15 protein-coding genes are annotated in these 15412 nt (G+C 69.7%); 13 read left to right on the top strand and 2 right to left on the bottom strand.

From position 1 onward, the window contains the following. Window positions 1–3811: RHS repeat domain-containing protein (locus QM572_RS12775; protein ID WP_415093674.1), on the bottom strand; the 3811-nt coding region annotated here is incomplete at its 3' end. A gap of 166 nt (window positions 3812–3977) precedes the next feature. Between QM572_RS12775 and QM572_RS12770 the strand changes: the two genes are divergently transcribed. The 3 genes from QM572_RS12770 (at window position 3978) to QM572_RS12760 (ending at window position 5816) form a co-directional block, all read left to right on the top strand. Further along, window positions 3978–4334, top strand: coding sequence for a hypothetical protein (locus tag QM572_RS12770; protein ID WP_415093672.1), 357 nt, complete (start codon window positions 3978–3980; stop codon window positions 4332–4334). A 45-nt stretch (window positions 4335–4379) separates the two neighbouring features. Further along, window positions 4380–4745 (top strand): hypothetical protein, encoded by a 366-nt coding sequence (locus tag QM572_RS12765; protein WP_415093670.1) that lies wholly within the window; start codon window positions 4380–4382, stop codon window positions 4743–4745. 687 nt (window positions 4746–5432) lie between these two features. Beyond that, entirely contained in the window at window positions 5433–5816 is a 384-nt protein-coding gene (locus tag QM572_RS12760; protein ID WP_415093668.1) for an RNA polymerase-binding protein RbpA, read from the top strand. Here the strand turns inward: QM572_RS12760 and QM572_RS12755 are convergent. Next, window positions 5788–6573: a polyprenol monophosphomannose synthase gene (locus tag QM572_RS12755; protein WP_415093666.1), complete on the bottom strand. Its 786-nt coding sequence runs from the start codon at window positions 6571–6573 to the stop codon at window positions 5788–5790. The genes QM572_RS12760 and QM572_RS12755 overlap by 29 nt on opposite strands. A 170-nt stretch (window positions 6574–6743) precedes the next feature. On the opposite strand from QM572_RS12755, the gene QM572_RS12750 reads away from it, so the two are divergent. The 10 genes from QM572_RS12750 to QM572_RS12705 form a co-directional block, all read left to right on the top strand. Further along, window positions 6744–7676: a 5'-3' exonuclease gene (locus tag QM572_RS12750; protein WP_415093678.1), complete on the top strand. Its 933-nt coding sequence runs from the start codon at window positions 6744–6746 to the stop codon at window positions 7674–7676. 101 nt (window positions 7677–7777) lie between these two features. Further along, the gene (gene urtA, locus QM572_RS12745; RefSeq protein WP_415093664.1) at window positions 7778–9067 is read left to right on the top strand and encodes an urea ABC transporter substrate-binding protein; all 1290 of its coding nucleotides are present in this window, start codon (window positions 7778–7780) and stop codon (window positions 9065–9067) included. Between the two features lie 66 nt (window positions 9068–9133). Further along, window positions 9134–10015: an urea ABC transporter permease subunit UrtB gene (gene urtB / locus QM572_RS12740; protein ID WP_415093662.1), complete on the top strand. Its 882-nt coding sequence runs from the start codon at window positions 9134–9136 to the stop codon at window positions 10013–10015. Between the two features lie 2 nt (window positions 10016–10017). After that, window positions 10018–11160 carry an urea ABC transporter permease subunit UrtC gene (gene urtC, locus QM572_RS12735; RefSeq protein ID WP_415093676.1) on the top strand — a complete coding sequence of 381 codons (1143 nt, stop codon included), beginning with the start codon at window positions 10018–10020 and terminating at the stop codon, window positions 11158–11160. Beyond that, window positions 11157–11945 (top strand): urea ABC transporter ATP-binding protein UrtD, encoded by a 789-nt coding sequence (gene urtD, locus QM572_RS12730; RefSeq protein WP_415093660.1) that lies wholly within the window; start codon window positions 11157–11159, stop codon window positions 11943–11945. Before urtC ends, urtD begins: the two co-directional genes overlap by 4 nt. Next, complete coding sequence (locus tag QM572_RS12725; RefSeq protein ID WP_415093658.1) at window positions 11938–12618, top strand: ATP-binding cassette domain-containing protein; 681 nt, start codon at window positions 11938–11940, stop codon at window positions 12616–12618. The genes urtD and QM572_RS12725 overlap by 8 nt, the downstream gene beginning before the upstream one ends. Before the next feature lie 7 nt (window positions 12619–12625). Continuing rightward, window positions 12626–12928 carry an urease subunit gamma gene (locus QM572_RS12720; RefSeq protein WP_415093656.1) on the top strand — a complete coding sequence of 101 codons (303 nt, stop codon included), beginning with the start codon at window positions 12626–12628 and terminating at the stop codon, window positions 12926–12928. Window positions 12929–12959: 31 nt separating this feature from the next. Continuing rightward, window positions 12960–13289, top strand: a complete 330-nt coding sequence (gene ureB, locus QM572_RS12715) for an urease subunit beta (protein WP_415093654.1) — start codon at window positions 12960–12962, stop codon at window positions 13287–13289. 3 nt (window positions 13290–13292) lie between these two features. Next, window positions 13293–15008 (top strand): urease subunit alpha, encoded by a 1716-nt coding sequence (locus QM572_RS12710; RefSeq protein ID WP_415093652.1) that lies wholly within the window; start codon window positions 13293–13295, stop codon window positions 15006–15008. A gap of 15 nt (window positions 15009–15023) precedes the next feature. Then, on the top strand, window positions 15024–15412 hold a 389-nt coding region (locus tag QM572_RS12705; RefSeq protein ID WP_415093650.1), incomplete at its 3' end, for an urease accessory UreF family protein.

The raw sequence follows: 15412 nt of genomic DNA, 5'->3' as shown, positions 1-15412 counted from the left end.
GGGTGGCGACGACGTCGCCGTGGAGGTTGAGGATCTGCAGCTTCACGCTCGAGACCGTGGTGCCCGTTCCTGTTCCGTTCACGATGGCCGAGAGGTTCCCGTCGGGGCCGGTGACGTTGGAGGTCCAGGTGGTGGTCGCCGAGCCGGAGGCCGGTGTGGTGAGCGTCTCGGTCCAGGAGGGGCTGTCGCCGCTTGCGTTGTAGTGGTTCACCGTCGCGGTGGTCGAGGTCGATCCGGTGGCGCCGGTGGTGGTGGTCTGGGTAGCGATCCGTGATCCGACCGGGTCGAGGGTGAAGGCCTGGGCCTGGGTGGTGCTCCCGGTGCCCTGGTTCAGGGTGGCGACCATGTCGTTGGCGTAGTAGCCGATCGTGGCCTGTCCGGTTGCGGTGGCGTGGGTCGCGGTGCCGGTGGCGTCGGAGCCTGGGACGGTCAGGGTGCGGCCGATCTGGTCGTAGGTGTAGGAGCCACCAGTGACGTTGGACTGGTTCGTGATGCGGTCGGCTTCGTCGTAGCTGCTGGTGACGGTGGTCGTGCCGTCGGCCGAGCAGGAGGAGTTCGCGGCGCTGGTGGACAGGCTGGTGCGGTTGGAATGGGAGTTGAAGCTGTAGCTTCGGCGGGTGCAGGCTACGTCCCACTCCAGCAGGTCCATGATGACGGTGTCATCGACTTGGGTGAGGCGGCCGGCCGGGTCGTAGGTGTAGACTTGGACTGATTGTGGCGTGTCGTTGATGCCCGAACCCTGGCCGACTGTTCTTCCCGAGGCGCCGATCGTCTGGCTGAAGGAGGCGAGGGCCGATGAGCCCGCCCTGTAAGTCAGGCTCGTCCGGTTGCCAGCATTGTCGGTGACCGTGGTGGCGGTCATGGCGTTGGGGTACGTCAGGCTCGCTTGTGTGCCGTCGGGGTCGTAGCCGGGCGTGAACCCGAACGCTGAGACCTGGCTAGTGAGGTCGAGCTGGCCGCTCGAAACGGGGCCGGTGCCGAGCGTGGTGGCCGAGGTGGGGCTGGTGGCGTGGCGTTGGACAGTGACGAGACCGCGCCGTTCGCTGCCCGTACCGGTTCCGGTGGTGTCGTAGGTCCAGGTGGTGGCGCCTTTGGCGTCGACGGTAGACACGGTGCGGCCGTCTATGTCGTAGCCGTAGTAGGTCAGGGCGCCTGTCGTGCCCGGGACTGAGCCGTCGACGTAGGACGAGACCGCGCCGACACTGTTGTAGGTCGTCGTGAGTGTCTTGGCGCCGGTGCCCGAACCAGTGGACTGCGTGGCGGGAAGACCTGTCGCAGAGTCGTAGCTGTAGGCGACCGCGGGCACGGCGGTGGTGCCGGTGATCCCCGTGGTGGTGGTCGCAGTGTTGGTGACGCGTTCGAGGGCGTCGTAGGTGACGGTGGTGGTACGAGAGACACCGGCGGCGTAGGCCTCGACCGTGGTGGTGGGGTTGCCGAGCTGGTCGTAGCTGATCGTGGTCGTCGCCAGTTTGGCGGTGTCACCTGGCCCGCCTGTGGTAGCGGCTTGTCCACCGGGTGCGGTCTGACACACCAGGCCCGCGAGGGTGGTGCTGCCACACGGGCTGGCGCCGCTGGCGGTGTAGTAGGTGGTGTTGGTGGTGCGGGGGCTGGTCGCCGAGGCAGAAGCACCGGTGCCATCGGGGAGCCGGGTCGAGACGACACGGCCGTCGCTGTCGTAGACCGTCGTGATGATCAGATCCGCGGCCGAAGCAGTGGTACCCATCTGGGTGGTTGAGGTGGTCGCCATCCCCAGACTCCAACCACTGAACGACGGCGTAGCCGCTACAGCAGCGATGGTTCTGACCCCGGCGATGGTGCCGCTCATCGAGCCGGCGGCGTCGTATCCGCTGCGAGTGACGGTAAGGTTCGCGGCAGCGGCGTTCGCGCTGGTTGCGACGTTCCACGGACCGGTGACCACCGTGGTCGGGAGACGGTAGGCCTGCCCGGTGGTGGGGTTCACGTTGCTGTTGGGTGCGCCCTCGTCGTAGGTCGTGGTCGTGTGGTCGCGTGCGTGGATCGTGGTGCCGTCGACCAACCTGATGGGATGAGTGGGGCCGTAGGTGTCGGTGACCTCGCTGAGGTCCAGCGGGTTGTACACCGTGGTCGAGGCCAGCAGATCAGCACGCGCCGCCGTGCCGGAGACGCCCGCGACGTAGGAGTCGGTGACGCCGCTGATCGGGGTGAGAGCTTGGGCACGGTTGGCAGCGCTCAACTGCCAGACCACGTTGCCGTTGGCGTCGTATTGGGTGGAGGAGATCTGCCACCCCGTGCTGCTGGTGGTGGTGCTGCCGCTGTTGGTGACGGCGGTGCCGTAGGCGGCGGTGTTGGTCTCTCGACCGTTGGGGTCCAGGTAGTGCAAGGTCGCGAAGGGCCAGTCGGCAGTGGCGACGGTGCCGGGAGTCGTGCCGGCCGGGGCGTGGTCAGGGGCGAAAACGGCGGTCGCCTGCCCGTCCACTGGGAGGCTGCGGGTCTGTCCCCAGGTCGCCGCGGTCGCGGGGGTGAGGTCGGGCAGGCCGGTGCCGCTGGTGGGCAGGCCATAGACGACCGTGGTCGTCGCGGTCTGATTGGTGACCCCGGAGATGGGGTTGCCAACTGGGACGGTCTGGCTGATCTTGGAGATCCGGTTCGAGGCGTCGTAGACCAGATTCCAGCCATTGACGCCCGGCGGGGTGATCGAGGCCAGGCGGTCAGTGCTGTTGTACGTGTAGGTGGTCTTCAACGCCGGCTGGCTGGTCGTGTCCAGACGCGGGTCCCACACCTGGGAGAGCCGGCCTGCGCTGTCGTAGGCGTACTGCGCGATCGCGATCTTGTTCGCGGTGCCTGAGGTCTGGGGAATCGAGAGCTCGACCTTCGTCAACCGGGTCGCTGTTCCCGAGCCCGCAGTGACCGTGCCGTAGGTCAGGACCAGGGAGCGGCAGCCCGGGGTGGTGTCCGGCGTCGTGGAGTCCGCGGTGCCGCAGGAGACACCGGTCGGGGCCGGCGCCAGGATGCGCGTGATCAATCCTGCGCTGCTGCCGCTGGTGCCGTACCCGTAGGTCGTGGTGGTACGGCTGCCAGTCTGGGCGATCGAGGAGACCTTCCACACCCCCGAAACCGACTGCCAGGTCGTGATGGTGCCGTCGTCCTCGGCCATCGCTATCTGGGTATCTGACACCAGACAAACGGTGACACCGTCTCCGACTGCGTCACCGACACCGGTGAAAGCGGTAGATGGGCTCGCGCACGTGCTCGTCGATGCTGCGGCTTGATAGGTGCTCGCCACCCCGCTGGAGTCGGTGAACGTGATGTAGCCGTCGGTGTGGTGATCGGTGACGGTCAGATCGCTTGCGCCGGCGTCCGGTCCGGCGTCGGTGGACCAGCCGGGACCGAAGACACCACTCGGGCCGCTCCGCTCGGCCGGCGTCGGGAGGGTGTTCAGTGTGCGCCCGATGGACAGGCCACCGATCGAGGTCGCCGCCGCAGCATCGGTGACCGAGACCGTGTACGCGCCACTCGCGAGCGAGACCACGCCTGGTCCCGCCGAGGCGGTGGCCTCGAACCCGCCCGGAGAATAGGTGAGGTTCCACGGCACCGCGCAGACCTCGCTCGCCAACGCGGTACTCGTGGAGTAGCACGCCTGCACCTGCAACAGCGCCGTCTTATCTGTTGGCTTGCTGGTCGCGGCAAGGAGATCGAGCAGACTCCACCGCAACTTCGGGAACGTCACGGTGTTGGACGCCTCGGCGCTGATCGGCCACCCCGACGGATGCGCCCCCGCGGACCAGCCGTTGGCTGAGGACGCCTCGACCGCGCTCACCGTCGAGACCGGCACCACAGTGAACGAACCCGTCGTCCCGTACCGGTACCGATACCTGGCATACGTGCGTCCCGACGTCACCCCGGCACGAGCCGCAGCGAGCGTCGCCGAGCTCTGAGTGATGCTCTGCCCGCCCGCAATCACGAAGTCACTGGCCTGGTAGAAGCCCTGGAGATCGATCGTGACCTCGAGTGTCCCGGACGAGTTGTTGGTCAACTTGATCCCGCCATCGGGACCCAACGGCAGGGTCGCGAACGTCGACCTGCTCCCCGCCGACCAGTTCTCGATCGTCAACCACGCCGACTGGTCATCACGCCCCGACAACAGACTCCCCGACGCCGAGGCACCCGTGGTCGCGATACTGACGGCGACCGCGTTGATCCCCGACCCCACCGCAGGCAGAGGCCCCAACCCCGCCAGCGTGAACAGCTTGGACTCGTTCGCCGCGAACGACTCGTGGTCACTCAGCCGGGCCGAGGCCGGCGTGAACGCCGCCGACCCCGCAGGCAGCAGCGCAGCAGAGTTCGCGGCCGTGTAATAGCCGATCACATCGACCACCACCGTGGCTGACAACGAGTCCACCGTGACCTTGAACCTCCCCACAGGACTCGAGGACGCCAACTCGATCGTGATCATGTTCGTCGTCGTGATCCCGCCCGGGAACAGCATCAGCGACGAGCCGTCATTCGCGCTGGCCTGGTCTGCTGCGTACGCCCGCAACTGCCCCGATCCCGACCCCGAGGCGATCACCCGCACCAGACCCACGATCGCCGTCGCTGTCGATGGCACCACTCCCGTCGAGGTCGGGTCCGCCGTCACCGTGCCACCCGCGGCGACCGCGCTGTCCAACGTGTGGATCGGATCCTCCAACGCCACGAACCCACCCGCCGCCGTCGAGCCCGAGGTGAAGTACCCCTGCACGTCGATCACCAGATTCACCGCCGTCTGAGCCCAGACGTCGATCTTCCCCTCCGAGCTCACCGTCACGATCGTCGTGCCCGAGATGTAGCCCGCCGGGACACTCGCACCCCCATAGGTCAACCCCAGCGCGGTCGCATCCCCACCCGCAGGAGCCAACCACACCTGCCCCAACGCGGTCTGGTCCAGCACCGTCACCGTGACCTGAACCGCCTTCACCCCCGAGGACGGCAACCCCGCCGACCCCGTCACCTGCACCGTGCGCCGCACATTCGCCGACATCATCGACGAATACCCACCCGTACCGTTCCTGGTGTCCAGCAGACGCCCCTGCACCGACACGAACAAACCCCCGCCATCGGCGGACGGTGTCGCCGCCGACGCCGACGACGTACCAGCCACCACCGAGACCGCCAACGGCACCGACGCCAGCAGCGCCCCGAGCAGAAGCAGGCACACCCCTCGAGCGAGCAGCGAGAGCCCACGCGAACCAGACACCGAGGCCATGCGACCCTCCCGAAGAGCGCGACGCCCGTGGACACAGGCGTCTGATAGGTGAGGATTAGGCACGCCTTAGGAAAGTTGAGGCAAGCCAAACGGTTGAAAATAGCCCGAAGTGACTAGGCGCCCAGGCTGCGGTGGAGGATGCCCCCGCCGTGGATCGTCGCGGAATCTTGAGCGGGTCGGTACCGTTGAAGACTCCGAAGGGGGGTGTGCCATGGCAGAGCGCACACTACGAGGCGCCCGACTGGGCGGTCAGAGCTTCGAGGACGAGCGCGGCATCGAGTTCGCGGGTCGCCAGCAGGTCGGCTACCGGTGTCCGCAGGGGCACGAGTTCGAGATCACGATGTCCGACGAGGCCGACATCCCCGCTCAGTGGGAGTGTCCGCGGTGCGGCCAGGAGGCCCTGAACGTCGCCGGCAACCCGGTCGAGGAGAAGGTCGAGAAGCCGGCCCGTACGCACTGGGACATGCTGCTCGAGCGTCGCTCGGAGACCGAGCTCGAGGAGATCCTCAAGGAGCGGCTCGACCTGCTCCGCGACGGGGAGATCGGCCCCGCGCACCTGCACCGGCCTAGGCGCGCCTCGAGAAAGCCCGCGTGAGCCGCGCCGGCCGCAGGCCGGCCAGCTGCCTGCGGCGCTCGCGCAGCCCCCACGCGGTGACGCTGCGCATCGACTCGGCCGCCACCGCGCCGCTCATCTTCGACTGACCGCGGACGCGCTCGACGAACTGGATCGGGACCTCGCGCACGGTCAGCCCGGCGTGGAGGGTGCGGGCGACCATGTCGGTCTGGAAGACGTAGCCCGTCGAGGTGACCTGGGCGAGGTCGATCTTCTCCAGCGTCGCGCTGCGGAACAGCCGGAAGCCGGCGGTGGCGTCGCGCACCGGCATCCCGAGCAGGAGCCGGACGTAGGCGTTGCCGCCGCGGGAGAGGGCCTCTCGGCGCAGCGGCCAGTTGATCACCGACCCGCCGCGCACCCAGCGGGATCCGATCACCAGGTCGGCGTCCGCGATCGCGTCGAGCAGGAGATGGAGCTCCTCGGGCTGGTGGGAGCCGTCGGCGTCCATCTCGCCGATGACGTCGTACCCCTGCGCCAGGGCCCAGGCGAACCCGTGCCGGTAGGCCGCGCCGAGCCCGGCCTTCTCGCTGCGGTGCAGGACGTGGATGCGGGGGTCGCGGGACGCGAGCGCGTCGGCGATGTCGCCGGTGCCGTCGGGCGACCCGTCGTCGACGACGAGGACGTCCACCTCGGGCTCGGCGGCGCGGAGCCGGCCGACGAGCCACTCGAGGTTGTCGGCCTCGTTGTAGGTCGGCATGACCATGACGACGCGGCCCAGCGTCGACCTGCTCTCCCTCATGTGCCTACGGTACGTCGGCGACGTGAGCGAGCGCACGCCGGCGACCCACTCACGAGCCGGTCTTCAGGCGCCTCTCAGAAAGCTCGCCGTAACGGGCGACCGTGCGGACTTCGCGGGAGGAGACCGACCGGCCCGCGGCGGCGTGGTTGGATGCCGTGGTGACGCGCCGCATGCTCCTCGACACGGCCAGCCTCTACTTCCGGGCCTTCTACGGCGTCCCCGAGGTCCTCGCCGAGGACGGCACGCCGGTCAACGCGGTGCGGGGGCTGCTGGACTTCATCGCCCGGCTCGTCGGCGAGTACTCCCCCACCGAGCTGGTCTGCTGCTGGGACGACGACTGGCGCCCGCAGTGGCGGGTGGACCTGTTGCCCACGTACAAGGCTCACCGGGTCGCGGAGGAGCGGCCCGCCGGCGCGGTCGACGTCGAGGAGGTGCCCGACCCGCTCGAGGTGCAGGTGCCGATCATTCGCGAGGTGCTCGACGCCCTCGGCATCGCCGTGCGCGGCGCGGCAGGCTACGAGGCGGACGACGTGATCGGGACGCTCGCCACCGACGCGGGGCTCCCGGTCGACGTCGTGACCGGCGACCGCGACCTCTTCCAGCTCGTCCGCGACGAGCCGGTCGACGCGGCGGTGCGGGTCCTCTACATCGCCCGCGGCGTCTCGAAGCACGACCGCGTCGACACCGCCTGGGTCCAGGGCAGGTACGCCGTCCGCCCGGATCAGTACGCCGACTTCGCCACGCTCCGCGGGGACGCCTCCGACGGGCTTCCGGGCGTCCCTGGGATCGGGGAGAAGACCGCCGCGACGCTGCTGGGGCGCTTCGGCGACCTGGACGGCATCGTCGCCGCGGCGGCCGACCCTGCCGCCGACCTCGCCCCGGGTCCGCGGTCGAGGATCATCGCCGCGGCCGACTACCTCCTCGTCGCGCCGAAGGTGGTGGCCGTGGCGCGAGACGTCGAGCTCGACCGGAGCGGCCTCGCGACGCCGTACGCGCCGGCGGAGCCGGAGCGCCTCGAGGCGCTCGCCGAGCGCTGGAACCTCGGCGGCTCCGTCCGCCGCCTCACCGACGCCCTGGCCGGGTCGGGTGTAACACCGATTTAATTCCATTCGGTAGTAACTGGAAACGGGTGCTTCCTAGGTTCCTGCTCACAAGAAGGCACAGCGCCGTGCCGTGGGTGGCATGAACCGAAGAGGTATCCCCTGTGAAGAATCCCCGCGCTCGACTGCTGGCCGGAACGGCCTCGCTGGTCGCCGTCAGCCTCGCGCTCACCGCTTGCGGTGGGACCAAGACGACCGACGTCTCCGCGTCGTCGTCCTCCTCGTCCTCCGCGACGTCGTGTGTCGACACCTCGGGCGACACCGTCAAGCTCGGCTTCATCAACTCGCTCACCGGAGCGATGGCCATCTCGGAGAAGACCGTCTCGAACGTCCTGCACATGGCCGCCGACGAGATCAACGCCTCGGGCGGCATCCTCGGCAAGAAGATCGAGCCCATCCAGGAGGACGGCGCCACCGACTGGCCCACCTTCGCGGAGAAGGCCGACAAGCTCCTCACCCAAGACTGCGTCGCCGCGATCTTCGGCGGCTGGACGTCCTCCTCGCGCAAGGCGATGAAGCCGGTCGTCGAGAAGGACAACGGCCTGCTGTTCTACCCGGTGCAGTACGAGGGCCTGGAGTCCTCGAAGAACATCTACTACACCGGCGCGACCACCAACCAGCAGATCATCCCGGCGCTGGACTTCCTCAAGTCCAAGGGCGTGAAGACGCTCTTCCTCGCGGGCTCGGACTACGTCTTCCCGCGCACCGCCAACGCGATCATCAAGCTCTACGCCAAGGAGCTCGGCATCGACATCGTCGGCGAGGAGTACGTCCCGCTCGACAAGGACGACTGGACCACGCAGGTGGCGAAGATCGTGAAGGCGAAGCCCGACTTCATCTTCAACACGATCAACGGCTCGTCCAACGTGGGCTTCATCAAGGCCTACACCGACGCCGGCCTCAAGGCCGCGACCACGCCGATCATCTCGGTCTCGATCGCGGAGGAGGAGGCGCCCAACATGGGCGCGTCCGTCGAGGGGCAGTACGCCTCGTGGAACTACTTCGAGTCGGTCGACACGCCCGCCAACGCGAAGTTCATCGCGGACTGGAAGGCCTACCCCGGCTCCAGCGGGGTCACCTCCGACCCGATGGAGGCGGCCTACGACTCGCTCTACCTCTACAAGGCGATGGTCGAGAAGGCGGGCTCCTTCGACGTCGACAAGATCAACGCGGCCTCCGACGGCGTCTCCTTCGACGCGCCCGAGGGCACCGTGACGGTGAACGGCGAGAACCACCACATCAGCAAGCCCGGCCTGATCGGGCAGATCAACGCCGACAACCAGTTCGACGTGGTGTGGAGCTCGGACGGAGTCATCGAGCCCGACCCCTACCTCGAGGGCTACTCCTGGTTCCCCGCGGCGACCCGCGACGCGCTGGTCAAGGCCGCCGGCTGATCCACCACTCCCACGCGGGGTCCCGTGCCGGTGGGCACGGGGCCCCGCAGAGAGGCCCCATCGCACATGGACTCGTTCATCCCCCCGCTGCTCAACGGCACCGCCGACGGCGCGCTGCTCCTGATCGCCGCGCTGGGCCTCGCGCTCACCTTCGGCCAGATGGGCGTGATCAACATGGCCCACGGCGAGTTCCTGCTCGCCGGCGCGCTGTGCGCCTACTGGACCCAGCAGGCGATCAGCAACACCAACGTCTCGATCCTCGTGGCCCTGCCGGTGGCCTTCGTCGTGGCCGGCGTCCTCGGCGTGATCCTCGAGGTGGTCCTCATCCGGTGGATGTACGACCGTCCGCTGGACACCCTCCTCGCCACGGTGGGCGTCAGCCTCGCGCTCCAGCAGATCGTCCTCCAGCTCTATCCCCAGGGCGTGCCGGTGCGGAAGCCGACCCTGCTCGACGGGCAGCTGCACGTCCTGGGCTACGCGTGGCCGCTGCGCCAGGTGTTCACCATCGTGCTCGCGCTGGCCTGCTTCGGCGCGCTCGCCGCGTGGCTGAAGTACAGCGCCTTCGGGCGCCGGATCCGGGCGACGGTCCAGAACCGCGCCCTCGCCGAGACCATGGGCGTCGCGACCCGGAACGTCGACCGGCTCACCTTCTTCGTCGGCTCGGGACTCGCCGGCGTGGGCGGCGTGGCCGCGGCCCTGATCGGCGGCACCAACTCCCAGCTCGGCACCCGCTACATCATCCTGGCGTTCCTGGTGGTCGTGGCCGGCGGCCTCGGCCAGCTCAAGGGCACCGTCATCGCCGCGCTGGCGGTCGGCATCGTCACGGCGTACTTCGCCGAATGGACGACGGGAAGCCTCGCCCAGGTGATCACCTTCGTGCTGGTGGTCGTCTTCCTCCAGGTCAAGCCCCAGGGGCTGTTCACCGTCCGAACGAGAGGCCTGGCGTGAGCATGACGACCGACTCCCCGGAGAACCCGGGCACCCCGGAGGACCTCCTGTCCTCCTCCGCCGGCCCCGTCGCGATCCCGGTGTCCTTCGGGTCGCGGTTCATGGTCTGGTGGCAGCTCGCCGGCATCGGACTCCTCGCGATCGCACTGCTCGTGCTCGCGCCCGCGGTGCTGAGCGACTTCCGGCTGAACAACCTCGGCAAGTACTGCTGCTGGGCGATCGTGGCGGTCGGCATCGGCCTCGCCTGGGGTCGCGGCGGCATGCTCGTCATGGGCCAGGGCGTCTTCTTCGCCCTCGGCGCCTACTCGATGGCGATGCACCTCAGCCTCGAGACCGTCGGCCCGGACGCGACGCCGGTCTTCATGATCCTCTACGACCCGCTCGCGCCCCTCCCCTCCTTCTGGGTCCCCTACCGCAGCGGCGCCTTCACGATCTTCGCGATCGTCGCGCTGCCGCTGCTGGTGTCCGGCGTGCTGGGCTACGCGATCTTCAAGCGCCGGGTCAAGGGCGCCTACTTCGCGATCCTCTCCCAGGCGCTGGCCGTGGCCCTGGCCTACCTCATCGGCGGGACGATCAAGCTCACCGGCGGCGACACCGGGCTCAGCGACTTCAAGTCGTTCTTCGGCTACGAGCTCAGCGATCCGGCGAACCGGCAGATGATCTACACGATCGCCGCCACGGTGCTCATCGTCTGCCTGGTCGTGGTCTGGCAGCTCTATCGCAGTCGCTACGGCGAGCTCCTCGTCGCGACCCGGGACGCCGAGGAGCGGGTGCGCTTCCTCGGCTACGACCCGGCCAACGTCAAGCTGGTCGCCTTCATGCTCGCCGCGCTGATGGCCAGCATCGGCGGCGCCCTCTTCGTCCCGCTCACCGGCATCATCTCGCCCAAGGACATCAACGCCGCCGCCTCGATCTTCATGATCGCCGGGGTCGCCCTCGGCGGCCGCGCGGCGCTCTTCGGCCCGGCACTCGGCGCGCTCGCCGTCGGCTACGGCCGGTCGGCGCTGTCGGAGAAGCTCGAGGACCAGTGGATCTACGTGCTCGCCCTGCTGTTCATCGTGGTGACCCTCGTCCTCCCGGGCGGACTCGCCTCCGTCCCGAGGGTCGTGGGCCGGCTCACCGGATGGCGGAGGGTGGCGCAGTGAGGGGCCAGGACTACCTCGAGGTGCGCGGCCTCACCGTCGACTTCGACGGCTTCAAGGCCAACGAGGACGTCGACGTGACCTTCCTGCAGGGCCGCATCCACTTCCTCATCGGACCCAACGGGGCGGGCAAGACGACGTTGGTCGACGCCCTGACCGGCCTGGTCAAGGGCACCGGCCTGGCGTCGTACAACAACAAGGACCTGCTCACGATGAAGTCGCACCAGATCGTGCGTCAGGGCATCGGCCGGACCTTCCAGACCGCGACGGTGTTCGAGGAGCTGTCGGTGCTGCAGAACCTCGACATCGCCGGCGGACTGCACCGCCGGGCGTGGGGCATGGTGCGCGCCCGGCGCGGGATCCCGTCGTACGTCGAGGAGGCGATGGAGACGGTCGGGCTGGCGGACCTGCGGCACCGGCCGGCCGGCATCCTCGCCCACGGTCAGAAGCAGTGGCTGGAGATCGGCATGCTCCTCGTGCAGGACGCGAACGTGATGTTCCTCGACGAGACGGTCGCGGGCATGAGCGCCGAGGAGCGCGACGAGACCGGGGAGCTGCTGCGCCGGATCGCCCCGGAGCGGACGATCGTGGTGATCGAGCACGACATGGAGTTCGTCCGCAACTACGCGGACTTCGTGACCGTCCTGCACGCCGGGAAGGTGCTCACCGAGGGCAGCGTGGCGGAGATCCAGGCCGACGAGCGCGTCCAGGAGGTCTACCTGGGCCGTACGGCGACCGCCGACCCGTCCGTAGGAGAGCCTGTCGAAGAGGGTGAGACCGATGCTTGAGCTCGTCGGAGTGACCGGTGGCTACGGCCGCAGCATGGTGCTGCACGACGTCAGCGTCGAGGTGCCGGCCGCGGGGGCCGTGGCGATCATGGGCCACAACGGCGCCGGCAAGACCACCCTGCTGCGCGCGGCGGTCGGGCTGCTCCCCATCCGGGAGGGCACGATCCTGCTCGACGGCGAGGACGTCACCAGGCTGCGCCCGAGCGCGCGGGTCAAGCGCGGCCTGGGCTACGTGCCGCAGGGCCAGCTCTGCTTCCCCCAGATGACGACGCTGGAGAACCTCCAGCTCGTCACCACCGACAAGTCGGCCATGGACGGCGTCCTCGACACCTTCCCCGCGCTGACGGGTCTGCTCGGCCGGCGCGCCGGGCTGCTCTCGGGCGGGCAGCGCCAGCAGCTCTCCATCGCCCGGACGCTGCTCACGAAGCCGCGGATGCTCATCCTCGACGAGCCGACCGAGGGCATCCAGCCCAACGTCGTCGCCGAGATCGAGTCCACCATCGTCGCGCTGACCAACCGGGGGGACCTGTCGGTCCTCCTGGTCGAGCAGCACGTCGGCTTCGCGCTGCGCGCGACCGGCTCGTACTACGTGCTGGAGTCGGGCCGGGTCACCTCCCACGGCGAGGGCGGCCCCGGCGCTGTCGACGCCGTCCGCGCGGCGATGGCGGTCTGAGGCACCGATGCACCTCACCCCTTCGGAGACCGAGAAGCTCCTCCTGTCCGTCGCCGGCATGGTTGCCCGCGACCGGCTCGCCCGCGGCGTGCTGCTCAACTACCCCGAGTCGGTCGCCCTGCTCAGCACGTGGGTGATCGAGCGCGCCCGCGAGGGCCGTAGCGTCGGCGAGCTGATGACGGCCGGCCGCGAGGTCCTCAGCCGCGAGCAGGTGATGCCGGACGTGGTCGACATGCTCGTCGAGGTCCAGGTCGAGGCGACGTTCCCCGACGGGCGCAAGCTCGTCACCATCCACCAGCCGATCGCCTGAGAGCAGCCGAGGGAGAGCAGCGATGTCCAGTGTGAGCAGGGGGCCCGGCGCGGTCCGGGTCGCCGACGGCGTACTCGTCCTGAACGAGGGCCGTGAGACGCGCGAGCTCGTCATCGTCAACACCGGTGACCGGCCGGTGCAGATCGGCTCGCACATCCACCTGCCGGACGTGAACGCGGCGCTCGACTTCGACCGTGCGGCCGCCGACGGCTTCCGCCTCGACATCCCGGCCGGCACGTCGCGGCGCTTCGAGCCGGGCGCGTCGCGCGAGGTGAGCATCGTGCGGCTCGGCGGCCGCGGGGTCGTGCCGGGCATCCAGATCAAGCCGGCCGCGCACGACCCGCAGGACGGGGAGGCCTGAGCCGTGGAGATCACGCGCGCCGACTACGCGGCGCTCTACGGCCCGACGACCGGCGACCAGCTCCGGCTGGCCGACACCGATCTGTGGATCGAGATCGAGGACGACCTCACCTTCGGCGGCGAGGAGGCGGTCTTCGGCGGCGGCAAGTCGATCCGCGAGTCGATGGCCCAAGGGTCGCTCACCCGGGCCGAGGGGGCGCTCGACACCGTCATCACCAACGCCGTCGTGCTCGACCACTGGGGCATCGTCAAGGCCGACGTCGGGCTGCGCGACGGGCGCATCGCCGCGCTCGGCCGGGCGGGCAACGCCGACATCGCCGACGGCGTCCATCCGCGGATGGCGATCGGGCCCTCGACCGACGTCATCTCGGGCGAGGGCCGGATCCTCACCGCCGGCGCGATCGACATCCACGTCCACTTCCTGTCCCGCTCGCAGCTGGTCGAGGCGCTGTCCACCGGTGTCACGACGGTCGGCGGCGGCGGCACCGGCCCCTCGGAGGGGTCCAAGGCGACGACCGTCACTCCGGGCGCCTGGCACCTGCGGACGGTCCACCGCGCGCTCGACTCGCTGCCGCTCAACATCCTGCTCATGGGCAAGGGCAACACCGTCTCCGCGGCCGGGCTGGCCGAGCAGGCGCTGGCCGGCGCGGGCGGCTACAAGGTCCACGAGGACTGGGGCTCGACGCCGGCGGCGATCGACGCGTCCCTGCGGGCCGCCGACGAGTTCGGCCTCCAGGTCGCGCTGCACTCGGACTCGCTCAACGAGGCCGGCTACCTCGCCTCGACCGTCGACGCGATCCGCGGCCGCTCGATCCACGCCTTCCACGCCGAGGGCGCGGGCGGCGGTCACGCGCCGGACATCCTCGAGATCGCCTCGCTGCCGCACATCATCCCCGGCTCGACGAACCCGACGCTCCCCCACACCGTGAACACGGTCGCGGAGCACCTCGACATGCTCATGGTCTGCCACCACCTCAACCCGCGGGTGCCGGAGGACCTCGCCTTCGCCGAGTCGCGCATCCGCGCGACGACGATCGCGGCCGAGGACCTGCTGCACGACATGGGCGCGCTGTCCATCACCTCCTCCGACGCCCAGGCGATGGGCCGGATCGGCGAGGTCGTCACGCGCACCTGGCAGGTCGCCCACGTGATGAAGGCACGCTTCGGCGACCACCACGACCTCGGCGGCGGCCGGGCCGACAACCTCCGCGCGAAGCGGTACGTCGCCAAGTACACGATCAATCCGGCCCTCGCCCACGGCATGGCCTCGGAGATCGGCTCCGTCGAGCCGGGCAAGCTGGCCGACCTCGTGCTGTGGGACCCGCGCTTCTTCGGCATCCGGCCCGACGTCGTGATCAAGGGCGGGGCGCTCGTCTGGGGTGCGCTCGGCGACCCGAACGCGTCGATCCCGACGCCCCAGCCCCAGCTCATGCGCGAGACGCTCGTCCACCCCGCCGAGGGCGCCGGCGCCGACCTCTCGCTTACCTTCGTCGCTCCCGCTGCGATCGAGGACGGGCTCGCCGGCCGCCTCGGCCTCCGTCGCCGGCTCGCCGCGCTCGACGACACCCGCAACCTGACCAAGGCCGACATGCTCCACAACTCGGCGCTGCCCGAGATCGACGTCGACCCCGAGACGTTCGCCATCGCGATCGACGGCGAGGTCGTCGAGCCGATGCCCGCGAGCGAGCTGCCCCTCGCCCAGCTCTACACGATGTTCTGATCTGGAGGTCTGACGGTGTCCGCTGACCTGCTCCTCATGCTGCTGGCCGACGCGCGCCTGCCCGTGGCCGGGCACACCCAGTCGGCCGGCCTCGAGCCGGCGGTGCTCGGGGGGCTGCGGGAGGGCCAGGTGCCGGCGTACCTCCACGCCCGGCTGGGCACGGTCACGACCGTCGAGGCCGCGACCGCGGTCGTCGCGCTCCACCACCTCCGCCAGGGGCTGCCGCTCGATCCGGTCGTGGCGGCATGGGCGGCCCGGACGCCGAGTCCCGCGCTGCGGCGGGTCTCGCGCACCCAGGGCCACGCGCTGCACCGCCTGCTGCTGCGGCTGTGGCCCGCGCACTGCGCGGTCGCCGCGGTGGCCGGTCCTGCCGGACGGGGTGCCCCGCGCTCCGTCGTGCTCGC

Origin of the sequence: Nocardioides sp. (genome assembly GCF_047607365.1) — a bacterium.
Taxonomy (GTDB): Bacteria; Actinomycetota; Actinomycetes; order Propionibacteriales; family Nocardioidaceae; genus Nocardioides.
Note: the sequence above shows the minus strand (reverse complement) of the source record. Positions and strands in the feature narration are given on the sequence as shown.

What these genes read in the sequence shown, in the direction of transcription:
- QM572_RS12725 (WP_415093658.1), top strand. Translation starts at nt 11,938, where the DNA reads ATGCTTGAGCTCGTCGGAGTGACCGGTGGCTACGGCCGCAGCATGGTG.
- urtC (WP_415093676.1), top strand. Translation starts at nt 10,018, where the DNA reads ATGACGACCGACTCCCCGGAGAACCCGGGCACCCCGGAGGACCTCCTG.
- QM572_RS12760 (WP_415093668.1), top strand. Translation starts at nt 5,433, where the DNA reads ATGGCAGAGCGCACACTACGAGGCGCCCGACTGGGCGGTCAGAGCTTC.
- QM572_RS12750 (WP_415093678.1), top strand. Translation starts at nt 6,744, where the DNA reads ATGCTCCTCGACACGGCCAGCCTCTACTTCCGGGCCTTCTACGGCGTC.
- QM572_RS12720 (WP_415093656.1), top strand. Translation starts at nt 12,626, where the DNA reads ATGCACCTCACCCCTTCGGAGACCGAGAAGCTCCTCCTGTCCGTCGCC.
- QM572_RS12755 (WP_415093666.1), bottom strand. Translation starts at nt 6,573, where the DNA reads ATGAGGGAGAGCAGGTCGACGCTGGGCCGCGTCGTCATGGTCATGCCG.
- urtB (WP_415093662.1), top strand. Translation starts at nt 9,134, where the DNA reads ATGGACTCGTTCATCCCCCCGCTGCTCAACGGCACCGCCGACGGCGCG.